General features: G+C 53.1%; 17 protein-coding genes and 2 pseudogenes. 14 read left to right on the top strand and 5 right to left on the bottom strand.

From position 1 onward, the window contains the following. Positions 1-37 precede the first annotated feature (37 nt). The 14 genes from BZG23_RS05925 (at position 38) to rlmB (ending at position 16450) form a co-directional block, all read left to right on the top strand. A complete protein-coding gene (locus tag BZG23_RS05925) occupies positions 38-1510 on the top strand; it encodes a bifunctional ADP-dependent NAD(P)H-hydrate dehydratase/NAD(P)H-hydrate epimerase (protein ID WP_077606421.1) in 1473 nt (490 codons plus the stop codon). A 67-nt stretch (positions 1511-1577) separates the two neighbouring features. After that, complete coding sequence (gene tsaE / locus BZG23_RS05920; protein ID WP_046074385.1) at positions 1578-2048, top strand: tRNA (adenosine(37)-N6)-threonylcarbamoyltransferase complex ATPase subunit type 1 TsaE; 471 nt, start codon at positions 1578-1580, stop codon at positions 2046-2048. A gap of 1 nt (position 2049) precedes the next feature. Then, positions 2050-3738: a LysM peptidoglycan-binding domain-containing protein gene (locus BZG23_RS05915; protein ID WP_077606420.1), complete on the top strand. Its 1689-nt coding sequence runs from the start codon at positions 2050-2052 to the stop codon at positions 3736-3738. A 1-nt stretch (position 3739) separates the two neighbouring features. Next, positions 3740-5752 (top strand): DNA mismatch repair endonuclease MutL, encoded by a 2013-nt coding sequence (gene mutL, locus BZG23_RS05910; RefSeq protein WP_077606419.1) that lies wholly within the window; start codon positions 3740-3742, stop codon positions 5750-5752. Further along, positions 5745-6686 (top strand): tRNA (adenosine(37)-N6)-dimethylallyltransferase MiaA, encoded by a 942-nt coding sequence (gene miaA / locus BZG23_RS05905; protein WP_046074382.1) that lies wholly within the window; start codon positions 5745-5747, stop codon positions 6684-6686. The genes mutL and miaA overlap by 8 nt, the downstream gene beginning before the upstream one ends. A gap of 77 nt (positions 6687-6763) precedes the next feature. Beyond that, on the top strand, positions 6764-7042 hold the full coding sequence (hfq, locus tag BZG23_RS05900) for an RNA chaperone Hfq (RefSeq protein WP_046074381.1): 279 nt from the start codon (positions 6764-6766) through the stop codon (positions 7040-7042). Positions 7043-7070: 28 nt separating this feature from the next. Then, positions 7071-8363 carry a ribosome rescue GTPase HflX gene (gene hflX / locus BZG23_RS05895; RefSeq protein WP_046074380.1) on the top strand — a complete coding sequence of 431 codons (1293 nt, stop codon included), beginning with the start codon at positions 7071-7073 and terminating at the stop codon, positions 8361-8363. 49 nt (positions 8364-8412) lie between these two features. Beyond that, positions 8413-9573 carry an FtsH protease activity modulator HflK gene (hflK, locus tag BZG23_RS05890; protein WP_077606418.1) on the top strand — a complete coding sequence of 387 codons (1161 nt, stop codon included), beginning with the start codon at positions 8413-8415 and terminating at the stop codon, positions 9571-9573. Between the two features lie 2 nt (positions 9574-9575). Further along, on the top strand, positions 9576-10466 hold the full coding sequence (hflC, locus tag BZG23_RS05885; RefSeq protein ID WP_046074378.1) for a protease modulator HflC: 891 nt from the start codon (positions 9576-9578) through the stop codon (positions 10464-10466). A gap of 92 nt (positions 10467-10558) precedes the next feature. After that, entirely contained in the window at positions 10559-10744 is a 186-nt protein-coding gene (locus BZG23_RS05880; protein ID WP_046074377.1) for a DUF2065 domain-containing protein, read from the top strand. A gap of 117 nt (positions 10745-10861) precedes the next feature. Beyond that, the gene (locus tag BZG23_RS05875; protein ID WP_046074376.1) at positions 10862-12160 is read left to right on the top strand and encodes an adenylosuccinate synthase; all 1299 of its coding nucleotides are present in this window, start codon (positions 10862-10864) and stop codon (positions 12158-12160) included. 203 nt (positions 12161-12363) lie between these two features. Continuing rightward, positions 12364-12999 (top strand): flagellar protein MotX, encoded by a 636-nt coding sequence (gene motX / locus BZG23_RS05865; protein ID WP_046074374.1) that lies wholly within the window; start codon positions 12364-12366, stop codon positions 12997-12999. A gap of 217 nt (positions 13000-13216) precedes the next feature. Then, the gene (rnr, locus tag BZG23_RS05860) at positions 13217-15712 is read left to right on the top strand and encodes a ribonuclease R (protein ID WP_046074373.1); all 2496 of its coding nucleotides are present in this window, start codon (positions 13217-13219) and stop codon (positions 15710-15712) included. Between the two features lie 3 nt (positions 15713-15715). Then, positions 15716-16450 (top strand): 23S rRNA (guanosine(2251)-2'-O)-methyltransferase RlmB, encoded by a 735-nt coding sequence (rlmB, locus tag BZG23_RS05855; protein ID WP_077606416.1) that lies wholly within the window; start codon positions 15716-15718, stop codon positions 16448-16450. A gap of 78 nt (positions 16451-16528) precedes the next feature. Here the strand turns inward: rlmB and BZG23_RS16920 are convergent, their stop codons facing one another. The 5 genes and pseudogenes from BZG23_RS16920 to BZG23_RS05840 all read right to left on the bottom strand — a co-directional run bounded on the left by BZG23_RS16920 (position 16529) and on the right by BZG23_RS05840 (position 23219). Beyond that, the gene (locus BZG23_RS16920) at positions 16529-16828 is read right to left on the bottom strand and encodes a carbohydrate-binding protein (RefSeq protein WP_443216276.1); all 300 of its coding nucleotides are present in this window, start codon (positions 16826-16828) and stop codon (positions 16529-16531) included. Between the two features lie 9 nt (positions 16829-16837). After that, positions 16838-17074: pseudogene (locus tag BZG23_RS16915) on the bottom strand (Ig-like domain-containing protein); the annotation flags it as partial. A 96-nt stretch (positions 17075-17170) separates the two neighbouring features. Further along, positions 17171-19150 (bottom strand): annotated as a pseudogene (locus BZG23_RS05850) (glycosyl hydrolase family 18 protein); the annotation flags it as partial. A gap of 18 nt (positions 19151-19168) precedes the next feature. Next, a complete protein-coding gene (locus BZG23_RS05845; RefSeq protein WP_077606414.1) occupies positions 19169-20341 on the bottom strand; it encodes a lytic polysaccharide monooxygenase in 1173 nt (390 codons plus the stop codon). A gap of 52 nt (positions 20342-20393) precedes the next feature. Next, entirely contained in the window at positions 20394-23219 is a 2826-nt protein-coding gene (locus tag BZG23_RS05840; RefSeq protein WP_077606413.1) for a glycosyl hydrolase family 18 protein, read from the bottom strand. Positions 23220-23339 lie beyond the last annotated feature (120 nt).

Genomic DNA, 23339 nt, shown 5'->3' with positions numbered 1-23339 from the left:
GCCTTGGGTGGTGCAGTACAATCAATGGAGGCACTTAATGGCGACAAGTTTACCACAGAGTTTCTATCGCGCAGAGCAAGTTCGTGAAGGCGAGCAAGCGGTCGCGCGTGCACTGTCGATTCCCATGTATCAGCTAATGCTACGTGCTGGGCAGTCAGTGTTTGACTGTATCAATCAACATTATCCCAATGCGGCTCGACTATTAATCGTATGTGGTGCCGGTAATAATGCGGGTGATGGTTATGTGATTGCGCGGCTTGCCAAATCCTCGGGGTTAAGCGTTACCGTGTGGTCGCTAGTGACACCAAGCAAACTGGAGGGTGATGCGGCGACCGCTTGGCAAGAGTGGCAAGATTGTGGTGGTAGCTATGTTGAACACCCACCAACGATCAGCCAGTTCGATGTGGTGGTCGATGCTATCTTGGGTACCGGATTATCGCGTGCCGTGGAGGGGGAGTTTGCTCAGGCGATCAGCGCCATCAACCTCGCGGCGGTACCTGTGGTTGCGGTAGATATTCCCTCTGGGCTTTGTGCCAATAGTGGCTGTGTGAAAGGCGTGGCTATTGACGCCGATGTGACCGTCACCTTGATTGCGTTAAAGCAAGGATTGCTCACCGGCCAAGCGGTTGCCCATCGCGGTGAGTTAATGTTTGCAGGCCTGAATGTCGCGACAGCATTCTCGCGTCAGTCCACCCCTGCGGGTTACCTTGTTCGTGATGACTGGGTCGAGCCGCATTTACCTAAACGCTCGCGTAGCGCACACAAGGGACAATTCGGTCGCGTCCTATGTTTAGGGGGCGATCAGGGCATGGCGGGCGCAGTGGCCTTGTCAGCGCAAGCGGCGTTAAGAACCGGTGCCGGGCTTGTCAAAGTTGTGACGCAAAAAGCGCATACCCTGATGCTGGTAACACGTCAGCCAGAACTGATGACGCAAGGGTGGGAGCCCGGCCAATCACTCAGTGAGACGTTGGCATGGGCAACACATTTGGTCATTGGCCCGGGACTCGGTCAGAGTGCGTGGTCGGATGCGTTGTGGACGATCGCCATGAGTGCCCGGACGCCCAAGGTGATTGATGCGGATGGCCTCAATAAGTTAGCGCGGCAGCCACAACATCGCGATGACTGGATCCTCACCCCACATCCCGGTGAGGCCGCGCGCTTATTAGGTTGTGAAACCAAAGAAGTGGAACTTGACCGCTTTGCTGCCGTCAAAGCGATACACACGCGTTATGGTGGCGTTGCCGTACTTAAAGGAGCGGGAACAATCGTATATGATGGCACAAATTATGCTGTTGCTAATGTCGGTAACCCTGGCATGGCGTCTGGGGGAATGGGCGATGTGCTGTCGGGTGTCATAGGCAGTCTTCTGGCGCAAGGCGTAGACTTATTTCCTGCCGCGGCTCTGGGGTGCTATCTTCATGGCAAAGCGGGTGATAAGGCGGCCGAGGCAGGTGAACGGGGGTTATTGGCCAGCGATCTATTCCCCTATTTGCAACAATTAGTAGATTAGCGCACGGGTGGCGGTAGCCATGCAAGGTGCGACGAATACCCATATAAAGATGAGATCCCTTTGTAGTATGACCCAGACTTTTACCACCTCATTGACTGATGCCGATCGCACTGTGGCGTTTGGTGCCGCGTTGGCGCGTGCATGTACGCAAAATACCACTTGTTACTTGCACGGTGATCTTGGCGCCGGCAAAACCACCTTCTGCCGCGGTTTTGTGCAAGCAATGGGACATACCGGGAATGTGAAAAGCCCCACCTATACGCTCGTGGAACCTTACCTATTGCCACCCTGGCACATATACCATTTTGACCTTTATCGGTTGGGCGATCCGGAAGAGCTGGAGTTTATGGGGATCCGTGATTATTTTAATGATCAGGCGCTTTGCTTGATTGAATGGCCGGAAAAAGGCCAAGGCTGGTTACCGCGCGCCGATCTAGACATTACTCTGCGCTATGACGGTGAGCAGCGTGAGCTGGTTATTGACGCGAATACCCGCGTTGGGATCGCAATTATCGACCGTCTAGAATGGGAAGACTAGCATGATGTGGCAGCGGCTTTGCATCTTGATGATCGCCAGTTTGTTGAGTGCAACAAGTTGGGCCAATAAGATTGAAAATATTCGGGTATGGCCCGCCCCCAATGAGACACGGGTGGTGGTAGATCTTGAAGATAAACCGGATTTTAGCTATTTCTCACTGTCACGTCCCGATCGGCTGGTGGTTGATTTAAAGCAGAGCCAGCTGGCTACGCGCTTACCTAAGCCGGTCAAAGGCAGTGATATCTTGCGTAAAATCCGTAAGAGCAGTCCGCCCGAGGCATCGACGTATCGGTTAGTTTTTGAGTTAAAAGACGGTGCCAAGCCGCATATCTTCTCGCTCGCCCCCGGGGGAGAATATGGCCACCGGCTGGTGGTTGATTTACCCCATCCTAAGAAAGTAGATAAAAATAAACCCGCGTTGTCTGTTGCTGAAAAGAAGCGACGTGAGACGGTGGCTGCATTGCCTTTTGGCACCGAGGATATCGTGGTGGCAATCGATGCCGGGCATGGCGGTAATGATCCCGGTGCGGTGGGGCCTAGCCGTAAATTTGAAAAATATGTCACGCTCTCTATCGCTAAGCAAACGGCGGCACGCATTAACGCTGTTCCTGGCATGCGTGCGGTTTTAACGCGGACGGGGGATTACTTTGTCGATTTGAACCGTCGGTCTGAAATTGCGCGTCAACACAAAGCCCACTTATTGGTCTCGGTGCACGCAGATGGTTTCCATAAACCACAACCTCGTGGCGCATCGGTATGGGTCCTTTCTCGTCGCCGTGCGAACAGTGAAATTGGTCGTTGGATAGAAAAACATGAAGAGCAATCTAACTTGTTGGGTGGGGGCTCTTTGCTGGCACAGAATAATGAGGACGAATACTTAAGTCGTGCGGTATTGGACTTGCAGTTTAGTAACTCGCAAAAGGAAGGCTTTAATGTTGCGAAACGCGTCCTAAAGGAGCTCGGCAAAGTCACCAAATTACATAAATCGAGTCCAGAGCACGCCAGCCTCGCGGTATTAAAGTCACCAGACATACCGTCTTTGCTCGTCGAAGTTGGCTTTATCTCTAATCCACAAGAAGAACGCCTGCTATTTCAGCGGGATCATCAGCGCCGGCTCGCGGATGCGGTCTATCATGGTATTCGCAATTATTTTGAGCGCTTCCCGCCGGATGGCACCTTGTTTGCTGCGCGCAAAAACGGGGTAAAACACAAAGTCAGTGCCGGCCAGTCACTGTCGGTCATTGCCAAAAAATATAAGAGTTCCGTCGCCGCGATAAAATCGGCGAATGGATTAACCTCCAATACCTTGCGGGTTGGCCAAGTGTTATCGATCCCTAATGTTGATGTCGCTAAATTAGCAGGCAAGACCAGCAAAACGACGTCAACGCGTACGCTGACGCACACCGTGAGTCGCGGAGAGTTTCTTGGCAAAATTGCCGAGCATTATCAGGTCTCGGTGGCGACGCTGCGCCGCGCGAATAACTTGAAGTCTGACACGCTCTGGGTGGGGCAAAAGCTAAGCGTGCCGGGTGCGACATCGCCAGCGGTCAAACACAAAGTCAAACGCGGTGAATACCTTGGCAAAATTGCCAGCAATTACGGAGTGACCATTGAGAGCCTCCGTCGCGCCAATGAATTACACTCTGATACGCTGGCGGTTGGGCAAACCTTGATCATCCCAGGAAGCTGATATGGCGATTGAGATTTTACCCGCGCGCCTTGCTAACCAGATTGCTGCTGGGGAGGTGGTCGAACGTCCCGCCTCGGTGGTGAAAGAGCTGGTCGAAAACAGCATTGATGCGGGAGCGACCCGTATTGATGTGGATATTGAAAAAGGGGGAAGCAAGCTGATCCGCGTGCGTGATAATGGGTGTGGGATCAGCAAAGCGGATCTGCAACTTGCCCTCAGTCGACACGCCACGTCTAAGATCCACAGCTTGGATGATCTTGAGGCGATCATGAGCCTCGGATTTCGCGGTGAGGCGCTAGCGAGTGTAAGCTCGGTATCACGTCTTACTATCACCTCGCGCCCTGCTGACCAGCAAGAAGCATGGTCGGCGTTTGCTGAGGGGCGAGAGATGGCGGTGAATGTAAAGCCCGCCGCCCACCCGGTTGGCTGTACCGTTGAGGTGGTGGACTTATTCTTTAACACCCCAGCGCGGCGCAAATTTTTACGCACTGAGAAAACCGAGTTTGGCCACATTGATGAGTTACTGCGGCGCATTGCATTGAGCCGGTTTGATATCACCATCAACCTGCGCCATAACGGTACCCAAGTGCGCCAGTATCGACGTGTGCCAGAAAACGGCGATCCATTACGCCGCGTGAAGGCGATTTGTGGGCAAAAGTTTGTTGAGCATGCGTTGCGGATTGACCTGCATCATCACGACATGGCACTGACAGGCTGGATTTGCACACCAGAAGGTGCTCGTCAGCAAAATGATATGCAGCATTGCTTTGTTAATCAGCGCATGATGAAAGATAAGCTGATTAATCACGCGATTCGCCAAGGTTATGAACAAAGCCTTGCAAGGGATCAGTACGCCGCTTTCGTACTGTATATTGATGTCGATCCGCATCAAGTGGATGTCAATGTGCACCCAGCGAAACATGAAGTCCGTTTTCATCAGGCGCGCTTGGTGCATGATTTTATCTATCAAGCCATTTATGACGGCTTACAACAAGCGTCGTTACCTGAAGACCACAGTGTGAACCCTGAGACGGGCGAAGTGAGAGAAGCGGTCACTTATCAGCCGCGTGCCTCTGCGACCGCCAACCCCAACCCTTACCAACAAGCGGTTGACGCGTTCCCTGATTACCCTGGTAAACGGCAGGAAGACGGGGCATCAGCGGCTTCCTGGTCGCGTGATACAGCGTATAAGCACCACGCCGATGACGGCTCAACGCGTGGCCGACCTTCTCACGGTTCAGACTGGCCGGGGAGAGCGGATGCTCCTTCTCGTTCACCCTCAAAGCAAGCGACGCAAGCGTATCAAGCATTGATGACCCCCCAACCGGATGCCGGGACTGACCTAGGTGGTGCCACGCTAACGCGTGCGACGAATTTGTCGCCATTCGACAGCGTCCCGGCAGCTCTTGATACCGTCTCAACAACCACGAGCACGGGTCAGCCTGGATTAGGGAAGGTGCTTTCGGTGGTTGAGCAGCACTATGTGCTGATGGCATGGGGTGAGAGATTATGGCTGGCCGATCATCACCGGTTAGAATGCTGGCGCCATCAAGGCGCGCTACAACCCGCTCTGGGTGAGGGGCTAGTCACGCAACCTCTATTGATCCCACAACGGTTATCTGCCTCTGCAGAAGAGTGTCAGCGCGTGATCCAGTATCAGGCGTTACTTGGGCAGTTTGGTATTCATATTCGCCCTAAAGGGCAGCAATTAATGGTGATGTCAGTCTGTCAGCCACTAAGACAGCATAACTTACAGGCTTTTATCCCTGCGTTATTGGCGTTTTTAGCGCAATTAGATCCTGAGCAATCCCACATGGATCACAGCGCGAGTATGTGCTGTTGGCTGGCAAAGCAGTTGACAGTAGCATCGGATCCAGTCAGCCTTGCGCAAGCGGTACAAACCGTATCGGACGTTGAACAATATTGGCAGGGGGACGCGTTAGAAAAGGGCCGCCAGCGCTACTTTAAACGCATCGACCTGACCTCAGTGATAGAAGCACTACAGCATGACTAATCCGCTGCCTAAAGCGATTTTTTTGATGGGACCGACCGCGTCCGGGAAAACGGATCTGGCCATTGCGCTGCGCCAGACCTTGCCGGTAGAAATCATTAGTGTCGACTCGGCACTGATTTATCGCGGGATGGATATTGGCACCGCCAAGCCGACAGCGGAGGAATTAGCGCAAGCGCCGCATCGTTTGATCGACATTCGTGATCCGTCTCAAGCCTACTCGGCGGCAGATTTTCGTGAAGATGCGCTCACAGAAATGGCGACGATTGTCGCCGATGGTAAGATCCCACTGTTGGTGGGAGGCACCATGCTGTATTTTAAAGCATTGTTAGAAGGGCTATCGCCGTTGCCGAGTGCGGATCCTGATATCCGTGAGGGGTTAGAAAACGAGGCGCAACAGCATGGTTGGGAAGCATTACATGCTCAGTTATGCGAGGTTGATCCCGTGTCGGGCGCTCGGATCCACCCTAACGATCCGCAAAGAATCATGCGGGCGTTAGAAGTCTATCGGATCAGTGGGCAGACCCTAACAGCATTAACAGAAAAAAAAGGTGAACCTTTGCCGTATCAGGTACACCAATTTGCAATAGCGCCTCAGGATCGAGGCGAATTGCATCGCCGCATCGAGCTTCGTTTCGATAAAATGATCGACGCGGGGTTTGAAAAAGAGGTACGCACATTATACGAACGTGATGATCTGCATGTCGATCTGCCATCGATTCGTTGTGTCGGGTACCGTCAGATGTGGGACTATTTGGCCGGACGTTGCACCCATGATGAAGCCGTTTACCGTGGGATTTGCGCGACGCGCCAGTTAGCCAAGCGTCAAATAACCTGGCTAAGAGGCTGGGATAATGTGACGTGGCTTGATAGCGACACGCCGTCGCTGTCTTTACAAACGGTGACAAAAGCGTTGACGGCAGGGACGGAAACTTGATGTATACTGTCACTGACAAGGACGCTGCTTAACCGCGACAATTGACTACAATTACAAACAAATAAGGAAAAGAAATAATGGCTAAGGGGCAATCATTACAAGACCCATTCCTGAACGCGTTACGTCGTGAGCGCATTCCTGTTTCCATTTACCTAGTAAATGGTATTAAGTTGCAAGGCCAAATCGAATCGTTTGATCAGTTCGTGATCCTGCTAAAAAATACGGTTAATCAAATGGTGTACAAGCACGCGATTTCAACCGTTGTGCCGGCACGTGCTGTGAGCCACCACAACAATAATCAAGGGGCTGGTGAGCGTCCACAGGGCGAACGTCAGCAAGAAAAACCTGAGGAATAAAGCATTCTATTGCTAAGGAGTCTATCGCTTGTTTGACCGTTACGAGGCCGGTGAACAGGCTGTACTCGTTCATATAAACTTTACCCATGATGGCGAGTGGGATGATCTCAGCGAATTTCAAATGCTGGTGTCATCCTCGGGTGTCGATGCCTTGCAAGTTGTTGTCGGCAGCCGTCAGTCCCCTCATCCCAAATATTTTGTTGGCGAGGGAAAAGCCCAAGAAATAGCAGATACTGTGCAACAAGTCGGCGCGGACATTGTGATTTTTAATCACACTTTATCCGCGGCCCAAGAGCGCAACCTAGAGCAGCGATTTAAATGCCGAGTGTTAGACCGAACCGGATTGATCCTCGATATTTTTGCCCAGCGTGCGCGTACCCATGAGGGTAAGTTGCAAGTTGAGCTGGCTCAGTTACGCCACTTATCTACCCGGCTTGTGCGAGGCTGGACTCACCTTGAGCGTCAAAAAGGCGGGATTGGCTTGCGTGGCCCGGGTGAAACACAGTTAGAAACAGACCGTCGCTTAGTGCGTGATCGGGTGAAAGCGATTTTAAAGCGACTGGATAAGGTTGCGAAGCAGCGTGAGCAAGGGCGACGTGCGCGCGCGCGGGCGGAAGTGCCGACTGTGTCATTGGTCGGGTATACCAATGCGGGCAAATCGACCTTGTTTAATCGGATCACCGAAGCGGGGGTATATTCGGCCGATCAGCTGTTTGCCACCTTGGATCCGACATTGCGCCGTATTGAAGTGGACGACGTGGGTACCGCGATATTGGCGGATACCGTCGGCTTTATTCGTCACTTACCGCATGACTTAGTCGCGGCATTTAAAGCAACGCTTCAAGAAACGCAAGAAGCGAGCTTGCTACTACACGTGGTCGATGCCAGTGATGAACGCTTTGGTGACAACATTGAAGCGGTCAACAGTGTGTTGGATGAAATCGATGCGGCGGATGTGCCTCATCTTATCATTATGAACAAAATAGATAGTCTGGATCAGGCTGAGCCTCGTATTGAACGGGACGAAGAGGGCGTTCCGAAAGCAGTATGGGTGTCAGCGTTGTCTGGTCAAGGTATCGCGCTCATATTTGAAGCCCTTACCGAGCGTTTATCTGGCACCATGGTGCGGCATCAATTACGGCTGCCACCAAGTATGGCTGGGCGAATGCAAAGTAAATTTCACCAGATGCGATGCGTTATCAGTGAAGAGTACCAAGATGATGGGCATCTACTCGTCGATGTCAGGCTGCCGCAAACGGACTGGTATCGGTTAGAAAAAAGAGAAGGCAACCAACTCGGCGACTTTATCGTCAGTGATTAGGCTGCTAGAGTAAAAAATTATCGTCAGATCAATTTGATGGAGTGCGCGAATGGCGTGGAATGAGCCAGGAAACAATGGCGGTCCCGACAAAGACCCCTGGGGGAATCGTGGAGGCCGTAATCAAGGGCCACCGGATCTTGATGAATTGTTTAACAAACTAAGCCGCAAATTGGGCGGCTTAGGTGGCCGAAAAGGTAAAGGACCATCGTTCGGCGGTGGTATGGCAGGGCTAGGCGTTCTCGCGCTGATAGGTATCATTGTCTGGGGTATTTCCGGGTTCTATACCATTGGAGAAGCCCAGCGTGGTGTGGTGCTGCGGTTTGGTCAGTATGATCGTATCGTTCAACCGGGCCTGAACTGGAAGCCAACCTTTGTGGATACGGTCAGCACGGTGGATGTAGAGTCGATTCGTTCGCTCAATAGCTCTGGCCTGATGCTGACCAAAGATGAAAACGTCGTCAACGTGGAGATGGACGTTCAGTACCGCGTGATGGATCCACAGCAATATCTTTATAGCGTGACCAATGCAGATGACAGCTTGCGTCAAGCAACCGATTCAGCATTGCGTGCGGTCGTCGGTGACTCTTTGATGGATGACATCATCACTCGTGGCCGTCAAGAAGTGCGTGAGCGCACTCAGGTTGAGCTGAACGAAATCATCGACAAGTACGATATGGGCTTGTTGGTGGTGGATGTCAACTTCCAGTATGCGCGCCCACCGGAGCAGGTCAAAGACGCCTTTGATGATGCGATTGCAGCGCGAGAGGATGAGGCCCGCTTTATCCGTGAAGCCGAAGCGTATCGTAATGATGTGTTGCCGAAAGCAACGGGTCGTGCTGAAACGCTGAAAAAAGCGGCATTGGGTTACAAAGAGCGTACCGTTAACGAAGCAGAGGGTGAAGTCTCTCAATTTGAGAAACTCTTGCCTGAGTATCGTGATGCACCTCGTGTGACGCGTAACCGGCTATACATTCAGACCATGGAAGAAGTGTACAGCAATACGAGTAAGGTGATGGTGGATTCGCAAAGCGGAAACAGCAACCTCATGTATCTCCCACTGGATAAGCTAATGGGAGGCGCAGCCGTTGGCGCTAACCAGCGTAAAGAAACGTCGAGCAGCCAATATGGTATTGAGCTTGAGCAAAGCTCTCAGCCTCAACAGCAAGAGTCGGCGCCGCGTTCTGGTTCATCACGAGAAGGGAGATACTAAGCATGCGTAAGATGATGATCCCAGTTGTCGTCCTAGCGGCAGTGGTCTTTTTGATGTCGATCTTCGTGGTGAGTGAAGGTGAGCGTAGCATTGTGATCCGTTTTGGACGTGTGCTTAAAGCGGATAACGACGTGGCGAAAATCTACCAGCCCGGTCTGCACTTCAAACTGCCGTTATTTGATCGCGTTAAGACCTTGGATGCGCGTATTCAAACCATGGATGATCGCGCTGACCGCTTTGTTACCGCGGAGAAAAAAGACGTTATTATCGACTCTTACGTCAAATGGCGTATTAAAGACTTTGGCCAGTACTATCTGTCCACAGGGGGCGGTAATAAATTGACGGCTGAATCTCTGTTGCAACGTCGTGTTGCCGATGGCCTGCGTGCCGAAATTGGTAACAAGACCATCAAAGAGATTGTGTCTGAAAAACGTGATCAAGTGATGAAAAGTGTCCTTGAGCGGGCGGCCAGCGAGGGTTCGCGTGATTTAGGGATTGAGTTGATTGACTTGCGTATCAAGCGTATCAACCTACCGAGTGAAATCAGTGAGTCGATTTATGCGCGTATGCGTGCTGAGCGTGAGGCTGTCGCCCGTCGCCATCGCGCACAGGGTCGCGAGCAAGCGGAAATCATTCGTGCGCAAGCGGAGCTCGAAGTGGCGACGATTTTGTCCAAAGCAGAACGTCAAGCGCGGATCACTCGTGGTGAAGCTGACGCAGAAGTGGCGAAGCTATTTGCCAGCGCTTTCAAAAAAGAGCCTGAGTTCTATAGCTTTGTTCGCTCGCTACAAGCGTATCGTAAGAGCTTTAACAGCAAGAGCGATATGCTCGTCGTGGATCCGAAGAGTGATTTCTTCAAATACATGAAGCAACCTGAAGCGATAGAAAAGTAAATCGTTAGATGGGTAGCGACGCATAAAAGACAAGGCTCTGGCCTTGTCTTTTTTTATGTCGTCATCCCCTATTTTCGACGTAGGAGGTAAGAATGACTAGCTTGTGGGGCGCGCTAGCGCTGGTATTAGTGGTTGAGGGGTTAGGGCCGATGTTACTGCCGAAACAGTGGCGACAAATGGTCATGGCTTTAGGTGAACAATCTGACACCCAGTTGCGGCGTATTGGTGGCTGCTTAGTGGTGATTGGGAGTGTGCTGGCTTACCAGCTTTTAACCTAGCATTCAGCCACCTGGCACCGAGCAGACAAGTGAAAATGTCAATACGGTTAAAAAATGACTGCAACCGAGTTTTTAAGGTGCTAGAATCCATTTTTAACTAGCTGCATATCGAAGAAGATGGGTAATAACGTAGTCGTTCTCGGCACCCAATGGGGTGACGAAGGTAAGGGAAAGATCGTTGATCTTTTGACTGAAGATGCAAAATACGTGGTTCGCTACCAAGGCGGTCACAACGCAGGTCATACTCTTGTCATTGACGGTGAAAAGACCGTCCTACACTTGATTCCTTCTGGTATCCTCCGCAACAACGTTAAATGCATTATCGGCAATGGTGTGGTGCTGTCCCCGGACGCCTTGCTGAAAGAAATGGGTGAGCTGGAAGCACGTGGCGTGCCTGTGCGTGAGCGCCTATTCCTGTCAGAAGCGTGTCCACTGATCCTGCCTTATCACATTGCGCTTGACGCAGCACGTGAGCAAGCACGCGGTAAGAAAGCTATCGGTACCACAGGCCGTGGTATTGGTCCTGCGTACGAAGACAAGGTCGCCCGTCGTGGCCTACGCGTTGGCGATTTGTTCGACAAAGAAGCCTTTGCTGAAAAGCTTAAAGAAGTGATGGAGTTCCATAACTTCCAGCTTGAGCATTTCTACAAAACCGAGCCAGTAAGCTACGAAGAGACCTTGGCGAAAGTCATGGAGCAAGCGGACATCCTCACCGGCATGGTGATGGACGTGACTCAAGAGCTGGATGATGCCCGCAAGCGTGGTGACAAAATCATGTTTGAAGGCGCGCAAGGCACTTTGCTTGATATCGACCACGGCACCTATCCGTATGTGACCTCCTCAAACACCACCGCCGGCGGTGTTGCAGCGGGCTCAGGCTTTGGTCCTCGTCATCTTGGCTATGTATTGGGGATTGCTAAAGCTTACTGCACCCGTGTAGGGGCAGGCCCATTCCCGACTGAGCTGGATGATGAGATTGGCATGCACCTTGGTACCAAGGGCGCTGAATTCGGTGCCACCACTGGCCGTAAGCGTCGTTGTGGTTGGTTTGATGCGGTGGCCATGCGTCGTGCGGTACAGATTAACTCGGTATCAGGCTTCTGTTTAACCAAGCTTGACGTGATGGACGGCTTGGAAGAAATCAAAATCTGTACCGGTTACAAGATGGCAGACGGTTCAACCGTTGAGGTGTCTCCACTAGCAGCTGACGCGTATGAGAACATCGAGCCTATCTATGAAAGCATGCCGGGGTGGAGTGAAAACACCTTTGGGGTGAAGTCTCTGGATGAGCTCCCACAAGCTGCACTGAACTACATCAAGCGTATCGAAGAGCTGACTGGTGTGCCTATCGATGTGGTCTCGACCGGTCCAGACCGTAACGAAACCATTATCAAAGTGCATCCTTTTAATAGTTAAGCACGTAAGACGGTTCGATACCAAAAGCCAGCGTTGATCGCTGGCTTTTTTCATATTTTGGCGTGGCGTTGGAAGCCAAATCGCGTGAAAGCGGAAAAAACTTGCCGCCTTTGCTAAAGTCAGTATGCAAGGTGCCGATACAAAAAAGCACACGGCGAGCGTGCGCGTTGCTGTTGGGTTTCTTGGTTGAATAGCGAGTAGGCATGAAGTTTCGAACGCTGATTTTTTCACTTTCTTTGACGACAGCGACGCTGACGACAGCAACGGCCCATGCGGACGTCGGGGCGGCTGTGCCTTTATACGAAGAAAGTGAGCTTATCACGCTGTTTGAAACCAACTCTCACCTTGAGCGCGTCAAACAAGACGAATGCCAGCTCGTACAAGATATTGAAGCCCGTGCCACCCGTGTGGGCTCCCCTGCCTATGAATTTTTATATGGCGATATGCTGGCGTGGGGGGTGTGTGTTGAGCAAGACGCGGATCTCGGTGTTTACTACATGAAGCAAGCGGCTCAGCAAGGGCTACCCGCCGCATTGGAGCAAATTGGCCGTTACTACGCCAATGGCACACTGGTGCAGCAAGATCAGCACCGTGCGATCCCTTATTTACGTGAAGCTGCCTCGTTGGGGGATACGCGTGCCCGGATCCAGCTGGCAGAGTTGCTGGTGGACGATGTCGGTTCGCCGCTTGATTATGAAGACGCTTACCGCTGGTTATATCAAACCATCACCGCGGATTCTCGCACCCGTAATCGTATCGCACAGTTACGTTCAGCACTTGAGGCGCGGATGCCGCAAAACATTATCGCCCGTGCTAAACGGCGCACCAGCTACTGGTAGCCGTCGGTCTTGTCAGTAGGCGACTTTGCGCGCAAAATCCGTTACACTCTCTATACACATCTGTTCCCAATCTGATTTGATATGGCCAATGCGCCATGCTCCTCTCGTTGCCTGCAAGCAAGGCGCTGAAACAAAACGTCAAACTGCGATCATCGCGGCGCAATAGCGACAGTTTACAGATATAATGAAATCAACATACGCCAATAGGAAAAGGTCTATGTCGCAAGACACAGGTTCGACAAATAATACCCCGAGCAGCCTCGCAGCCGATCCTCATCAGGCACGCGAAGCGGAGAAATACGAGAATCCGGTCCCCAGCCGCGAGCATTTGCTGGAAGTTATCCGCAGCTTCAAGGCACCAGTGAGCCGCGATAATCTGTTTTCACATCTGGGCCTAGCTGGTGATGAGCAGTATGAAGGGCTACGTCGACGCCTGCGCGCCATGGAGCGTGATGGACAATTGGTGTTCACCCGTCGCCAATGCTATGCCTTACCCGAGCGGTTGGACTTGGTCAAAGGGACCGTGATTGGTCATCGTGACGGTTTTGGCTTTCTGCGTCCAGAAGGCAAAGGCAACCACGATGATTGGATGCTGCCGCATCATCAAATGCGGAGCGTGATGCATGGTGATGTGATTTTAGCCCAAGGTGTTGGTACCGATAAGCGTGGGCGCAAAGAAGCCCGTGTGGTTCGCGTGCTCGAAGCGCGCCAAGGCCAGATTGTAGGTCGTTACTTTGTGGAAGACGGTATGGGCTTTGTGGTGCCCGATGATAGCCGTCTTGGTCAAGATATTGTGATCGACAAGGAACAAACCCAAGGTGCGCGTATGGGCAATGTGGTGGTGGTCGAGATCATGCAGCGGCCAACCCGCCAAACCAATCCTGTCGGTAAGATTGTCGAAGTGCTGGGCGAGAACATGGCGCCGGGCATGGAAATCGAGATTGCACTGCGCACCCATGATATTCCCCATCAATGGCCGGATGCCGTGCTCAAGCAAGTCAACAACTTGAGTGAAGAGGTGCCAGAAAAAGCCAAAGAGGGGCGTGTCGATCTGCGTGATTTACCACTGGTGACCATCGATGGTGAAGATGCCCGCGACTTTGATGATGCGGTGTATTGTGAGCGTAAACGCTCTGGCGGCTGGCGCTTGTGGGTGGCGATTGCCGATGTCAGTTACTATGTGCGTCCTGACTCGGCGCTGGATAAAGAAGCGCAAAACCGCGGCAACTCGGTGTATTTCCCTAACCAAGTCGTGCCGATGTTGCCGGAAGTGCTTTCTAATGGCTTATGCTCGCTGAATCCGCAAGTCGACCGCCTGTGTATGGTGTGTGAGATGACGATTTCAGAATCAGGGGCGTTATCTGGTTACAAACATTACGAAGCGGTGATGAACTCCCACGCGCGTCTGACCTATACCAAGGTGTCCCATATCTTGGAAGGCGACGAGGAGCTGCGTGAGCGCTACCGTTCTCTGGTCCCGCACTTAGAAACCTTACACGATATGTATAAGGTGCTGAGCGATGCACGTCAGCAACGCGGGGCGATTGAATTCGAGACGGTGGAAACCCAGTTTATTTTCAACGCACAGCGTAAAATCGACCGCATTGTGCCGGTGGAGCGTAATGATGCACACAAGATCATCGAAGAGTGTATGATCCTGGCCAACGTCGCGTCTGCCCGTTTTGTGGAAAAACACAAAGAGCCGGCGCTTTATCGTGTCCACGAAGCGCCGGGCGAAGAGCGCCTCAGCGGCTTTAAAGATTTCTTAGGCGAGTTAGGCTTGAGTCTCAGCGGCGGCCTTGAGCCGACGCCGAAAGATTACGCGGCGCTGATGCATGTGGTGCATGGTCGTGCTGACAGTGAACTGATTCAAACCATGCTGCTCCGCTCGATGAAGCAAGCGGTGTATCAAGCGGATAACCAAGGCCACTTTGGTTTGGCGCTCAAGCAATACGCGCACTTTACCTCGCCTATTCGTCGTTATCCGGATTTGCTTCTCCACCGAGCGCTTAAATACCTGATTGCCAAACAAGCGGGTAAAAACCAAGATCGTTGGACACCCACTGGCGGCTATCACTACTCGTTTGATGATATGGATGTGCTGGGTGAGCAATGCTCGAAAACAGAGCGACGTGCCGATGATGCCACCCGAGATGTATCGGACTGGCTCAAATGTGAGTACATGCAAGATCACGTTGGCGATGAGCTGGAAGGCGTGATTGCTAATGTCACTGGCTTTGGTTTCTTTGTCCGCCTTAATGAGCTACATATCGATGGTTTAGTCCATATTTCCAACCTCGACAATGATTACTATCGCTTTGATATGGTAGGGCAACGCCTGGTGGGCGAAGGGTCTGGCCGTGTGTTCCGACTCGGCGATCAGGTAACCGTGAAAGTCTTGGCGGTGAACTTGGATGAGCGACAAATCGACTTTGAGCTGGTAGGCTCTGAACGCAAAGCTCGTCGCCCGGGTAAAACGGCTCGTGACAAACGTAAAAAAGGCCGAGCGGAGTCGAATAAAGACCCGCAAGCCCGTCGTGAGCGAACCTCGGTTCGCCAACAGCTTAAACGTGGTGCGGTGCCAAGTGTTGAAGAAGACAAGGCGCCTGCAGATAAAAACGGCAAAAAGCGTAAAGTGAAATCGCCTGCGGAAAAAGCGCGTAAGAAAAAGGCGAAGAAACAAAAAGCCAAAGCGGGTCAGAAAAAGAAGTAAATCATGAGTAATGAAGTAATTTACGGTATTCATGCCGTTAAAGCGATTTTAGCGACCGACCCTTCCCGCTTTATCGAAGTGATGGTGTTAAAAGGGCGCCAGGATGAACGTCTGGTACCTGTGCTAAATGAGATTGCGATGTTGGGGGTCAGCATCCAACAAGTGGGTCGCAAGGCCTTAGACGACAAAACCCAAGGTGCGTCGCACCAAGGGATAGTGGCACGTGTCAAAGCGGGCCGTCAGTACAACGAAAATGACTTGGAGGCGATCCTCGCCAATACCGAGAACCCTTTGTTGCTGGTTCTTGATGGTGTCACCGACCCGCACAATTTGGGGGCGTGCTTACGTACCGCGGATGCGGCGGGAGTCAGTGCGGTGATTGTCCCGAAAGACAAGTCCGCTCAGCTCAATGCCACGGCGCGAAAAGTGGCCTGTGGCGCCGCTGAAGTGGTGCCTTTGGTGCGCGTGACCAACTTAGCGCGAACCATGCGTGCGCTCAAAGAGCAGGGCGTGTGGTTTGTGGGCACCGCGGGTGAAGCCGATCATGATGTTTACGACACCAAATTGGTGGGGCCGCTCGCCTTAGTGATGGGCGCAGAAGGAGATGGCATGCGCCGTTTGACGCGTGAAACCTGTGATGAGCTGATCCGGATCCCGATGGCGGGTAGCGTGTCGAGCTTGAACGTGTCCGTGGCGACCGGCGTCTGCTTGTATGAAGCGGTGCGTCAGCGTCGTTAAGTGCCTTGTCTCTTGTCCACCGTTGAAGAAAAACGCCCCAGCTTGGGGCGTTTTTTATTTGGTAGGAAAAGCAGCTCGTTACAGTAATTGCCAGACTGCGGCGCTGCCCGGCTTGTCGCCTTGCGTCCACCACTTGGCTTGGTAGCGTTGGTTGTTATATTCAACTTCAGTGCCACCGGAATAAGCGACGGTCGCTTGCCATTCACTGCTTTGGTTGGCTTGGCTATCCCCGACGCGCTCCCATGGGCCGCCTTGGTCTGGGCGCTGGTCTTTGGTCCACCACTTGGCGCGATACTCAACCCCTTGATACAGGACACGATCGCCGCCCACATACACAGTGTTTTCATCCCACGTTGGTAAGCCACTGGCCGGCGTCACGGTTACCGTGAATTGCGCTTGCGTGGTGTTGTCGCCATCGCTGACCTCGACCGTGACCACATAGTCGCGATTTTCTGTCACGGTGGGCGCGGTCAGCGTCACCTGATCACCGGTGCCAGAAACGGCCAGATCGCCGGATGCACGGTAGGTGTAGCTGAGTGTATCGCCATCTGGGTCGTTTGCCTCAATCGTCACGCTGGTTTGCTCACCGCTTTTCAGGCTAACAGGGGCGATAGGTGCCACGGTAGGAGCTTGGTTTTCACCCGGTACCACCACCTTAATGATGGCGCTGGCCTCGGCATTGGCTTGGCCGTCTGACACCGTCACCGACAGGGAATAGTCGGTGCTGGTACTCACATCGGGAGCGGTCACTGTGACCGAATCCGTGTCGCTATTGGTCAGAGCCAACGCCGCATCGCCTTGCCAGCGATAGGTCAGGGCATCGCCATCCCGATCGCGCCCATTGGCAGCAATGGTTAACGACGCTCCGGGCGCCAGCGTATAGCTTTGCTGCGCAAGGGTGACGGTAGGAGCATTATTGACGGGTGGTTGACCATCCTGTGCTAATCCCTCGTGCATCGCATTGAGGATATCGCCATTGTCGGCATCGATTTCCCAAGCAAACAAACCGGCAAAGTTATGATTACGTACATACTGGCCTTTGGCTTTGACCGAGCGCTGGTTGTCATAAGTGACGAGCTTACCGTTGTCTGGGTTCCAAACATAAGCCGCTTCGGCTTGCTCATCATAGCCGGGTTGAAAACCATTGATGCCGTTCCCAGCACTGCCGAGCATTGATTTGACGATGCCTTTGTAGTCAATCACACCGGCTTCCCAAATACCGTCTGCGGTGCTGCCTTTGATCGGGCCATTTCCGGGTGCGGTCATCGGGTTGCTAGGATCGGTCGCATTGGCAGGGAAAACGCCTTCCCAGCCACGGCCGTACATCGCGGTGCCAATCACCATTTTTTCCGGTGGTACGCCGCTTTCTAGCAGTAATTGCACGCCATTATCGAGCGTGTAGGCAGGGCCTTTGCGGGGCTCGCCGTTATCATCGACGCCAGTACCATCACATTCATCGGCGCTCATATGGCTGCCGCAGTAAATGGCGGTTTGGTGACCGGTGACATTATTCCATGCGCCGAAAAAGTCGTAGGTCATGGCAAAGATATAATCCATGTACGGCGCGCTGGCGCTGTAATCGACGTTGGCGATTTTGTCATAACCAGCACCGACGGCCGAGGTGAGTTGGTACTCACGGCCGGTATCGGCTTCGAGCTCATCCAACATCGCGCGCAGCTCACGCATTAAGGCCGCGTAGGCTTGGCTGTCTTTATCTGGATTGCCTAAATCTGGATTGGCACCGCCACCGCCTGGGTATTCCCAGTCAATGTCGACCCCATCATAGAACTTCCAGGTTTGTAGGAACTCTTTCATCGAGGCAACAAAGACGTCACGGTTGGCTTTGTCGGTGAAATCATAGAAGGGGTCTGATAGGGTCCAGCCGCCCACAGATGGGAGAATTTTCAGATCCGGGTAGCGCTGCTTGAGCGCCATCATTTGCGCATAAGTGCCACCAATCGGATCTTTAGCTGGTGTGCCGGGCAGTTTTTTCTGAACCGCAGCCCAAGGATCGTGGATCACCACTTCATAGTCTTGTGAGCCTTGGCAGGCGAGCTCTAGTGCGCGCAAGCTGTTGCCATTTTCGATGTCGCCCAATGACTCATTGGGGCCACAAATGGGGATAAAGCCATATAAGATGTGGGTGAGATTCCCCGCGGGCACCTGACTGACATCGAAGTTACGACCATAAATGCCCCATTCGACAAAGTATGCCCCCACCACGGTATCAGGCTGTTTGGGGTAGTCATTGTTGTTCGGGTCTACATTCATCGGCAGTGGGTCAAGGTGCACGCCGTCGGTGTCTGCGATCACGATGGGTTTGGCGGCACTGGTCGCACACTGGCCATCCACGCCACCTTCACACAAGGCGAGTTTAAGCTGGTGGCGGCCTCCTTTGTCATAGGGGAAAGTGACAACGCCAGATTTGGTTCCTGCCGGTAAGGTGCCTTGATTAACGACTTGATCGTCAAAGTACACCTTGTAGCTATCACCGCCATCACCGGACCAGGCATTCCATTTAATTTCAATTTGGACTTCGTCCACGCGTTGCACCAGATCTTTGTACGATCCGCGGCCATATTCGTCGACTTCAACAAAAGAATAGTTTTGTGGCTTCCAGTCCAAACTTGGGGTTGAGGGGGCCGCCACGGCGTGGCTGGCACCCAGTGCCCCAGCAATCGCCAGAGAGAGTAGGGTCATTGGCTTCATGTTTGCTCCTTATTGTGTCACGCGTTGCCAAACAAGGGCAGCGCCGGGTTGCTCGTTTCGTGTCCACCATTTTGCTTGGTAGATGTTATCGCCGTAGCGCACGCGATCCTTGGCCACATAGACCTCAGAAGCGCGCCACGCGGGCAGGTCGCTGGTGGGTTCGTCGGTAGCCGGGATCACCGACAGGTTGAAGCTATAGCTATCGTGATGGCTAAAGACTTGGTTTTGCACCACGTCATCGGCATTAAACTGGATCTCATCGTTGCGCATCACCCCGATACGTAAGGGCTCGTTAGCTTGTTGTTCGATAAGGCTGGCCAGCGCGTGTGGCCAATCCGCCACATTTTGGTCCGTCAGAGTGAGTGTGACATCTACCACTTCTTGGCCTTGGCGGTTGTGCAAGCGGGCACGCACGCGATCGCCCAAAGCTGCCATTTGTGGATGTGGGACAAAGTAGCCCAGCTCGTGCCATTGGGCTGGCGCTGTCTGACTGGGGGTGATGGTGATGTCGGCACAGTTGTAGAAGCCTTCACCGGCCGGATCAATGCGTTGCCAACGGCTATAGAGAATGGCGTCACCTTGACGATCGGCGGGCAGGGTCACGGTCATCTCGTAATAACGGTTTCCGTCATCGCCGATCACAATGGGCAGGTCGCCAAAGGTGTCGATCTTCTCGAGATCATCCCACGTCAGCGCATCGGTCGCGCCGTTGTAATCTGGCTTGGTGAGATAAATTTCCCAAAAGCTTGGGTTATGAGGCGTGGTGGCGCGAAAGCGTACATCAATTTGGCCGTTGCCATCTGGGGTGACCTCGGTGCGTTGCCAATCCGGTGAGGGCAAACTGATCCCGGCTTTATTGGGATCGCCGGCACCACATAAGTTGCCATCGGTAACGGCCGCTTTCACCGCATCCATATTGCGATAATCCGCCACCAATTGCGCTGATTCGTGGTGTTGTACAAACGGGTAGTGCCCCGACTCTAAGAACGCAGCGCGACAGGCGGCATTGGGAATACGTGACCCATCTGAAGGCCACCAGTAGCCCCCTTGCTCATGGCAAATCGCTTGGCGCGCTTTGGGGCTGTCTAAATAGCCATGTGCCATCACCTGTGAACTGCTTGCGACCAACGCAAGGGCCACGGCGGTACGGCAGGAAAACTGTGTGAACGAAGACTTGAACATAACGACTCCTTAACGGGGGCACGCAGCCCCCGCATTCAAGACCAGAAATGGATTAGAGGCTGCAGACTTGGCGCCAAGCTTGACCACCGGGTGCCGCTTGGGTCCACCACTTGGCTTCCCATACCGCCTCTTGGTAGATAAGTTGGTCGCCACCGCTGGCATGGTTGCCCCCGTTAGGCCAGTTAGGGTAGGTACTCAGGCTGGCAACATCGACGCCGGGACACTGAGACTCTCCGCCACTTTGGCTGGTGCTACCGGGTAGCGCAGGCGGAAGGCTTGGATACTCCTGCTTCACCGCATAACGCTGGCCATCTTTTTCGATGGTGATATTGGTCGGGTTGGTGATCGGCATGTAATACATCACCTGAGCATCCAAGGTTTCACCGGGCTTAAAGCTTTGCTCAATGCCGCCCCATTCGTTAATCAGGGTGATGGCAAAGCGATGGTGCGTGGCATCAAACCCGCCGATGTTGTTGCCACTGGCGTTGCTGCTATCACGGACCACTTCCATGCGTAGCTTTTTCTGAGCGTTCCAGTCAGATTTAAAAATGGCCGAGGTAGACACGGGCACATCAAAGCTGATGGTGGCGCCCGATAAGTCCAGATCCGAGTGGTTGGTAAAGCGGAACGTGGGGCGAATAGGATAGTTGTCATCGCCCACTGGGAAGTTCAGCGCGTCAAAGGTGACATCCACTTGCTCGCTTGGCACTTGGAAGTTGGCATCGCCACGTTGCAGTGAGTAGTCGCTGCCAGCTTGGTTAAAGGTTTGGTACGCCAGCGAAGTCAGGGTATCGCCCATAAAGTAGGCTTGACGCTGATCATCATAGCGATAATCCCCCGCCAGCTCCCAGAACATCACCCCGCCTAGACCTTTATTGATCACGTAGTCGACTTTTTCGGCCATCGAGGTTTCGTCTTCCATCGACAGGAATACGCCTTTTTCCTCGTTCCAAACCCATGGCGCTTTGGCGATATCATCGTAATAAGCTTGATAGCTACCGGTGAGGCGATCGCTAGGATCTTGTTCAGGGTCGAGCCCGTACTTCGCGGCATAGGCCGGTAGTTTGCCGTCGAGCAGGTTTTTCACATGCCACAAAGGATTAGAGCCAGCAGGCACTTCGTTGCCGAGCTCGTCCACATCATGCCAAAGGTTATCTATCCCAACTGCACCGTTGCCGCATTTGTTTTTCTCACCGACACCGGTGCCGGCTGGGCACTCGCTTTGGTTTGGCAGTGGTGCGCGTCCCCAAAGGCCTTTATCGCCGCCTTGTACGTCTTTAAAGCCGCGGGTGTAATACGGGATACCGATATTGATACGGCCGGGTGACATACCGCCCATAAAATAGGTTGCTGCCCAGTCGGTATTTAAATAACCAATCCCCTCAAATTCAGGCGTTTGGTAGACATTCCACTGTTTAAGCTCTGAGTCTTCGCCGGTGTCATACAGTGGCGCTTGATGGCCAACATGATCATTCCATGCCCCATGTAGGTCATAGCTCATGATGTTGACGTAATCTAAGTATTGGGTGGTTTGGAAAGTTTCCATCCCGCGCAATAAGTAACCCGATGACGGTGCGGCGATGGTCAGCATATAGTGCTTGCCATCTTGTGCACTGGCTTTATCGAGCGCTTCACGTAGCGATTTCATCAGCACTTGGTAGGATTTATTCAAGTGCGCCCGACGTGGGTTAGAGTACTCGAAATCGTCCGGATGCCCCGAGTCTTTCATTGACGATGGGTATTCATAATCAATGTCTAGACCATCAAAGCCATACTGGCGCAAGAAGGCGACGGCACTGTCGGTGAAAGCCTTAATGCCTGCTTGGTTGACGCTGCCATCGGCATTGGTGGTCATGGTGTAGAAACCGCCACTGTCGATACGCTCGCCGTTTTCACCGAAGTAGCCCCCAGTTTCGGCCCAGCCACCCACGGAGATCAGCGTTTTCACGTCGGGGTGCTGCTTTTTATACTTGTTGAGCAAGTTAAAGTGGCCTTTGTACGGCAGGGTTGGATCCATCTCTGCGCCGGCCACGCCCGGCCAGGTCATCTGGGTCGCTGGATTATCGGGTGCATTGGGATCGCCGATAGACAATTGGTTGTCCGCGTTGACGTGAGCAAAGGCGTAGTTAATGTGGGTAATCTTTTCCCAAGGAATATCGCTGACTAAATAAGCGGGCTGGCCGTTGGCACCGTTTCGCCAGCTGGTGAAATAGCCGATAACACGGCGAGGGTGATCGGCGCCCATGTCTTCAAGGCCGTTCTCGTCATACACCGAACAATATGGCACGTCGACATCTGGGGTGGTGTATAAACCAGCCGGACGACAGGCATACTCATCGCCGCCGGTTTGGTCATCCCCCACTACCTGTTGCAATGTTTGGGTATCGGTCGCGCCTTTGTCGTCGGTCACGGTGAGACTAAACGTAAAGCGCCCCGTTTGTTCGGCTTGCCAGTCAATGGTGGTCGCTTCTGCACCTTCATATAAGACAGTGTCGCCTTGTGAGAGTACGAATGAGGTCACTGTGCCATCCGTATCGGCCCCGGCGAGGGTGAAGGTGAGTGTGTCGCCAACCTCAACGGGTCCAGACGGTGACACGGTTAAGGTTGCGGTAGGGGCTTGGTTAACGCTGCCCGCGCACTGGCCGAGGATTTTCCATGCTTTCCACTCGCCAGACTGAGTGGCAGGATCGGCTTGCGTCCACCACCTTGCCTCATAGGCGGTATTGTCCGCTTTGACTTGATTCCCTTTGGTGTAGGTATTGCCATTCTGCCAATCGGGCAGAGGCTGGCAATCAACCGCAGCATGCACGCTGGGGCTAGTTAACGCGAGCCCCGCCAAACCTAGCGCGACGGCACGTGATGGCGTCATCAGTTTCATATTTTGCTCCCAAAATTTTTGAAGCGAATTTCATCAATACAGTTAGCGATTGATGCGTCCTTCCCTACGCTTTTTGCACTAAAAAACCGACTTTCAGGTCAAGTCTAGGCAACAAAGTGG

This window comes from Salinivibrio sp. ML290, assembly GCF_001995695.1.
In the GTDB taxonomy this organism is placed as follows: domain Bacteria; phylum Pseudomonadota; class Gammaproteobacteria; order Enterobacterales; family Vibrionaceae; genus Salinivibrio; species Salinivibrio siamensis.
This window is presented reverse-complemented; position numbering and strand designations above follow the sequence as displayed.